The organism is Vibrio sp. 1402 (assembly GCF_033340275.1).
Map to the genome: position 1 here is coordinate 1 of NZ_JAWOWE010000340.1, position 654 is coordinate 654.

Sequence of the window (654 nt, forward strand, 5' to 3'; positions counted from 1 at the left end):
CTCACCGAGCAGCAATGGCTTAAACCTTGTCAGCTTGGCTATCAGACTCAACCATCGAGCTGGCTGAGCAAAGCGCATCTCGCGAACAATACAATTCAGTTCTCCATTGAGGAGGGGCAGTGGCATGTTCAGTTTGTGACGCCTTCCGTTAACGCCAACATTACACTGCATCCACAGCCACAAAGTTTGCCTCTTATGCTCTCTACGCCAACGGGTTACTCCGGATGGACGTATACGCAAAAACACAACGCGCTGACGGTAACAGGGAATCTATTTATTCTGGGTGAAGAGCAAGATCTGTCACAGGTTGCTGCGGGTTATGATTTCTCGGCGGGTTACATGCGAAGGGAAACGAGCTGGCGCTGGGCGAGTGTCAACCATAAAGACGGCGACAAAAGCTTGGGTCTCAACCTCGCCGCTGGCGTAAACGAAACCGGGTTTTGTGAAAATGTACTGTGGGTGGATGGTGAAAGGCATTTGCTTAATCCGGTGCAGTTTCAATTTTCACGTCAGAATCCACGTACTGATTGGCGTATCACCTCCGAAGATGGTTGCGTAGACTTAGTGTTTGAGCCTATCAATCAACGTTCTGAGAAAAAGAACTTCTGGTTTTTGAAAAGTAACTTTCGTCAATATATCGGTCACTTTTCAGGG

At 48.3% G+C, this 654-nt stretch carries 1 protein-coding gene; it reads left to right on the top strand.

Annotated elements, in window-relative coordinates:
- Positions 1–654, top strand: a 654-nt coding sequence (locus R7044_RS25945; RefSeq protein ID WP_225456088.1) for a DUF2804 domain-containing protein, incomplete at both ends; no start/stop codon positions are given.